The 6,948-nt window shown below is 40.4% G+C and carries 1 protein-coding gene; it reads left to right on the forward strand.

Features of this window, described 5'->3' with window-relative positions; all coding sequences use genetic code 11:
* The coding region (locus AC5WOE_RS19845) for an amino acid adenylation domain-containing protein (RefSeq protein WP_496053326.1) at positions 1–6,948 on the forward strand (6,948 nt) is incomplete at both ends.

Consider the following 6,948-nt stretch of genomic DNA (forward strand, 5'->3'; position numbering starts at 1 on the left):
ATGCGATTGGTTCCAAGTGAAACCGGCTGGAAGCAATACTACCGAGCAGAAGGGGAAGCAGAACTGGAAGTAGTGGATCTGCGAGGAAAAGAAAATCCCATCGAGTGGTTGGAACAGAGAACAGAAAAAGCCCAAGCGAGCTTACATCTAACGGAGGGACCGGTATTCCGGGCGATCTGGTTCCGCTTCTCGGAAACGGAAGGAAGATTGTTCCTCCTTGCTCATCACTTGGTGATGGATGGTGTGTCTTGGCGAATTCTAGTAGAAGACATCGAGATGATCTACCAACAACTTGCAGCTGGAAAACCAGTACAGTTACCCCAGAAAACCAGTTCCTATCGCCAGTGGTCGGAGTATCTTCAGAAATTAGCAACAAGCGAAAGAGTAGAGACAGAGCGAACAAGGTGGGAGAAAGTGCAGTCAACTTCTCTACCATTAGACAAAACAGGAGAAAATACGGAACAATCCGTAGACCAAGTTCAAATTATTTTTTCTCCAGAAGAGACGAAACACATGATCACAAAGACGACTGCGGAAACTCATGCTTCTATAGAGGAAGTACTATTGACTGCACTTGTTTACTCCCTGCAAAAGTGGACTGGGGATAACAAACACACCATCCATATAGAAGGACATGGTCGAGAAGAAATAGAAGGCATGGATCTATCTCGTACGGTTGGCTGGTTTACTTCCCTCTATCCTGTTAACTTAACAGCACAGGGGATGGAACTCACAGAAGTATTGCATCAAACCAAAGAACGTTTAAGACAAGTGAGTAAACAAGGATTGACCTATGGTTTGCTTCGACATTTACATCCCAAGCCGTTAGAAGCTAGCAAAGCTTCTATCAGCTTCAACTATTTGGGGAAATTTGTGACCATATCCGATGGTAATGAAGTCCAGCTGATTCAGGGAATAACAACCGAGAACGCAGGAAAATCAAGTGCGCCATCAGCTATTCGGCCACATCTTATTGATGTAGTAGCCGTTCTGATAGAAAGCAAATTACAAATTACCTTGTTATATAGCAATACTGTTTTCCATAAAGCTACGATGATGTATCTTTTAGAACAAATAAGAATCACACTTCAAGAGTTGGAAAAACGAAAAATAGACGAATATGCTTTGTCTGATTTTCCACTTGCCAGGTTGCAATCAAATGAATTAGTAGAGATAAATGGAAAAGAATTAGAATCTGTCTATCCTTTGTCTCCTTTACAAAATGGTATGCTTTTTCATTCTCTTTATCAGCATGAAAGTAGTGAATATGTTGTTCAGATTGGTTTTGTATTGGAAGGTCAACTCCATCTGGATGCTTATCACAAAGCATGGCAAATACTTATCGAGCGTAATTCAGTCTTGCGAACTACGTTTTTATGGGAAGGATTAAACATTCCCCATCAGCTGGTTTATCGTGCTTCCTCCTTAGCTTGGGAAAATGTGGATTGGAGAGAACATCCAGCAGAAGATCAAGAGAAATGGATAGAGGAGTATGTCAAGCAAGATAGAGAACGTGGCTTTGATGTTCAGGATGGACCATTGTTTCGTGTTTATCTGATGCGTTTGGCGAAAGATGTCTACCAAGTGATATGGAGTTACCATCATTTGCTGATAGATGGTTGGAGTATGCCGCTATTACTGAATGAGCTTACTTCCATTTACGAAGCAGTGCTCAAAAATAAACCAATCTTGCTGCCGAGTAATCGTCCGTTTGCAGATTATATGAAATGGATTGCAGAGCAAAATAGAGAAGAAGCAAAAAAATATTGGCAAAAGCAACTAGCAGGGTATGATTCTCCTGTTCAACTAAGTGTTTTGGACATTAATAAAGATACTCAAAGAAAATCTGGTGAATCTTGTGTGTCTTTGTCCGAGCAACAAACAATTGAACTTACTGATTTTTGTCGTGAGCATCATCTTACTTTACACACGTTGTTGCAAGGAACTTGGTCATTGCTGCTGAAAGCTTTTAGTGGAGAGACTGATCTGGTTTATGGAACAACCGTATCTGGTAGACCTGCGGAATTACGTGGAGTGGAAACGATGGTTGGGATGATGATAAACACTTTACCTGTACGGGTAACTATTCCATCCGACCAAGCCATTCTTATATGGCTCAGTCGTTTGCAAAAGTCATTTCAGGAAATGAGGCAGTTTGAATACTGTTCATTGATAGAGATTCAACAGTGGAGCGACATTCCGGAAAGCGAAAATTTATTTGATTATTTATTTGTATTTGAGAATTATCCCACTAAGGAACAAAGCAAAGAAGCGGAATTATCGATGCGGTTTACACAAGGTAAAGAAGAAATTCATTATCCACTGACATTAGTAACAGCAGCCGATAAACAACTGCATTTCAAATGGATGTACCATATGAATCAATTTTCGCTTCCTGTGATTCGGCAGCTACAGACCTGTTTTATTTCCTTATTGGAGCAGATTGTTTCTGGAGAACACATACGCTTAGAGGACCTTTGTTTTACAAGTTTAGAAGAGCAAAAATTATTACATGTATGGGCTGAGGCAGATCAACTTGATCACCCATTGTATAAATTGCCGTCAATTGGTCGTCCGATTTCAGGGCGAAAAGTATATGTGTTAGATTCCAACAAACAACTTGCCCCTATAGGAGTTACAGGGGAGTTGTGGATTGGTGGAAATGGGTTAACAAGAGAGTATGAGAATCAACCAGACATTACAAATGAATGTATTGAACACCCTGCTTTTGGTCGTATTTATCGGACAAGTGATAAGGTCAAATGGTTACCAGATGGAAACCTTGCATTTGTTGGCCGAAATGATTCCCAAGTGAGGATAAATGGTTTTTGGTTAGAGCTCGGAGAGATTGAAACAGTCCTTGTTTCCCATCCAACTATCCAAGATGCAGTAGTTATTGCAAGGCAGCAGGATTATGGTAAACAACTGGTGGCTTATGTCGTAGCAGATCAAGAAGCAAAATCCGAATGGCAAACTTATGTGGCAGACCGTTTGCCTGCCTATATGGCGCCGCAGTTGTATATCGTTTTAGATCGTTTGCCACTAACCGTAAATGGAAAATTGGATCGAAAAGCTTTGCCGATGCCGACGAATGCAACACAGAAGTATGAAGCCCCAAATGGAGAAAAAGAAGCAAAGCTTTGTGAAATTTGGTCCTACATTTTAGAGATGGATCGTTTGGGGGCAAATGACAATGTTTTTCAGCTAGGTGCTCATTCGTTGTTAGTAACACAAGCCGTTTCACGAATGAATCGGGAATTTCAAGTGAAATTACCACTCCAAGTTATTTTTGAACATCCAACTATTCGCTCGATGGCTGCTCAACTTCCAACGAAAGGGAAAGAAGAAAGATTGAAATACATCGATCGTTCCACACCCCTTCCTTTATCGTATGGAGAAAAAAGGTTGTGGTGGATGAATCAATTGCTGGAAAAGAAAGAAGCCTACAACGTTCCAGTCACATTCGAAAGGGAAGAGGAATTAGATCTATCAGCTTGGGAGTTAAGTTTAGAGCAGATGATGATAAAACATGAAATCTTGCGAACGAGTTATGTGGAGGAAGAGGAGAATGTTCAAAGAATTATTTCCAAGGAAATAAAGGTACCACTTTCCATAGTGGAGAGCAAAGAACAGTTACATTCAATAGCAAATGAACCATTTAATCTCACAACACCTCCTCTTTGGAGAATAGCGATCACAAAAGACTTAAAACAATGTTTGTTTGTCATGCACCATATCATTACTGATGGTTGGTCATTTGATCTGTTTTTCACAGAACTTTGTGCGATCTATCAAGCTGTATTAGCAAAGGAATGGAAACAAGAAGAGCAAGAACTTTTGCAGTATGCAGATTATGCAGCTTGGCAAGAGACTCAAGATTTGGATACGAGTTATTGGCAAAAGCAGTTAGCCGATTTGTCAGTACTTTCTTTGCCGACTGATTATTCAAGACCAAAAGTTCGCAGATCCCGTGGGGATGTAGTGTCGATATCTTGGGATAATGAATTATGGCAGAGCATTCGAGCGTTGGCAAAAGAGTCTGATGCTACACTCTTTATGACTTTACTTGCCATGTATCAAGTGTTGTTACACCGCTATAGCGGTCAACAAGATATTGCGGTGGGGACACCAATTGCAAACCGTGAGCATTTAGAAACAGAAAAAATGATTGGTTTCTTTGTCAATACACTTGTCATGAGAGGGGATTTGACAAAGAATCCGACCTTTCGTTCTTTTGTACAACAAATCCGACAAACTGCACTTGATGCTTATCGACATCAATCGATCCCGTTTGAAAAAGTAGTAGAAGAAGTGGCTCCAGAACGAAGTCTGGATTATTCTCCTTTGTTCCAAGTGATGTTTACGTTGCAAGAGAAAAAACAAACAGATCGCATGGGTTTTGCAGGAAAAGAATTACCTATTACTACTACCAAATATGATATTGCATTATCGATTGGAGAACGTGAATCAGGTGCAGATCTTGTTTGTGAGTACGATACTGATTTATTTAGTCGTCAGACAATGGAGCGATTATGTAAGCATTTGTCGAATTTAGCCCGTGAGTTGGTTTCTGATCCAGATCAAAAAGTAGGAGAAGTTTCCTTCCTTACTCTCGATGAACAAACAGAGCTTCTGCAACCAGTAGCAAATTCCCGCCTCATGTCTGTTTTATCCATCCAAGATAGAATTAAACACCATGCTATTTCCACACCTACTGCCATTGCAATGGAAGACAACGGCAACTTGATTTCCTACAGAGAATTAAATCGAAAAGCCAATCAACTTGCGCATTATTTACGACAGCATGGAGTAATGGCAGGAGATTTTGTCGGCATTTGTATGGAGAGATCGGCAGATTTGGTTATTTCCGCTCTAGCTGTTTTAAAACTAGGAGCAGCCTATGTACCCATTGATCCTGCTTATCCGGAGTCGAGAATTACGTATCTTGTCAAAGATGCTAAGTTGAGCCTTTTACTTGCTCATTCAAAGCAGAGACATAAAATGGAAACTTCAACTTTTTATCTTGATGAAATATGGGATGAAGTCAAACGTTTTTCAGCAGATGAGATGGAGGTGATCACACCGATCACCGATTTGGCTTATATGATTTATACCTCAGGTTCTACAGGATTGCCGAAAGGGGTAATGGTATCGCATGAATCCCTGCTACATTTAGTGCAATGGCATTGCAAATTTTATGCACTCACTCCACTAGATCGAACTACTTTGTTGGCAGGTCCAGCTTTTGACGCATCTGTATGGGAAATTTGGCCTACTTTAGTAAGTGGTGGAACATTGGTTGTGCCGTCAGAAGAAATAAGGGTAGACCCTGAGAAATTAAAGACTTTTTTGTTAGAGAAACAAATATCGGTCAGTTTCGTTCCAACTCCGTTGTTAGAAAGCCTCTTGGTGCTGGATTGGCCAGCACAAGTTGCACTTCGGTATTTGTTGACAGGAGGAGATGCTTTACGCATTTATCCACCTGAAAATTTTCCCATTTCTGTTGTCAACCATTATGGTCCAACGGAAAATACGGTTGTTTCGACAGCAGTGGAACTAAAACAAGGTGTACATCAGTCTACACCACCCATTGGGAAGCCAATTGACTATGTGACCGCTTTTGTATTAGATGCTTATGGTAATCCAGTTCCAATTGGAGTGGCTGGGGAATTGTATGTCGGTGGATCAGGATTAGCAGTTGGATACTATAACCAACCTGTATTGACAGCTGAAAAATATATGCAGCATCCTACTTTTGGACGACTATATCGGACAGGAGATCAAGTCAAATGTTTAGGCGATGGTAACCTGCAATTTTTGGGTCGCCTTGATCGACAAGTAAAAATACGTGGCTTCCGCATTGAATTAGGTGAAATTGAAGCATTTCTTCGCCAATTTGATTCTGTATCTGACACAGTAGTGCTAGAACAAAAGGGACAATTAATCGCTTATGTAGTGCCTAGCTGCCAAGAGGAATCTCATGAAGTGAGCTGGCGAAATACCTTACATGAGAAGTTACCTAGTTATATGGTTCCAACTCATTTTGTCATCTTAGAAGAAATACCATTGACAGCTAATGGAAAAATAGATCGAAGTAAATTACCGGAATTTTCCTTCTCGCGAGTAGATACCTTTGTAGCTCCTCAAACTGAGGAAGAGAAACAAGTGGTTGCTATTTGGGAAGATGTATTAGGAGTAGAGGTTGGACTACAAGACAATTTCTTTTTACTAGGTGGACATTCTCTGTTGGCTACGAAAGTAATAGCTCGGATGAACCAACTACTGCCCTATATGATCAATCTACGGAAACTTTTTGAAACACCAACAATTGCTGGTATCTTGGCAAGTGCAAAAGCGACAGAGAAATCTGTACAGTTTAAGCGAAAAGAACGACCAGCTAAGCTTCCTTTGTCATCAGCTCAAGAAAGATTGTGGATTTATCATCAGTTGCAACAAAATAGTGTTGCTTACCATATTCCATTGGCTATGAAGTTAAACGGGGACTTACAGGTGGAAGCCCTAGAAAAAGCTTTTCAGTTGATAGTGGATCGACATGACTCTTTAAGAACAACTTTTTATGAAGAGCAAGGGATAGTTTATCAGGCCATTCGACCAAAAGGAAATGGATTAGTGTTTCAAGTTTGTTCGATTGATGAAGCATTAGAGTGCATGAATCAAGACGTGCAAACACCATTTGATCTCTTACAAGATTCTCTTTATCGTGCATATCTCTATCAAGTAGATCACAAAGTTTCTGTTCTTTATATCAATTTGCATCACATTATTGCGGATGGTTGGTCGATTCAGCAATTATTGCAAGAGTTATGGATGGCTTATACTGCGATATGTCAGGAACAGACACCTTCTTTACCAGCACTACCCATCCAATATGTCGATTACGCTCTACAGGAACAGGCATGGATGAAAAGTGAAGTGATAAAGCAGGAG

It is taken from the genome of Shimazuella sp. NTD248 (assembly GCF_059510395.1).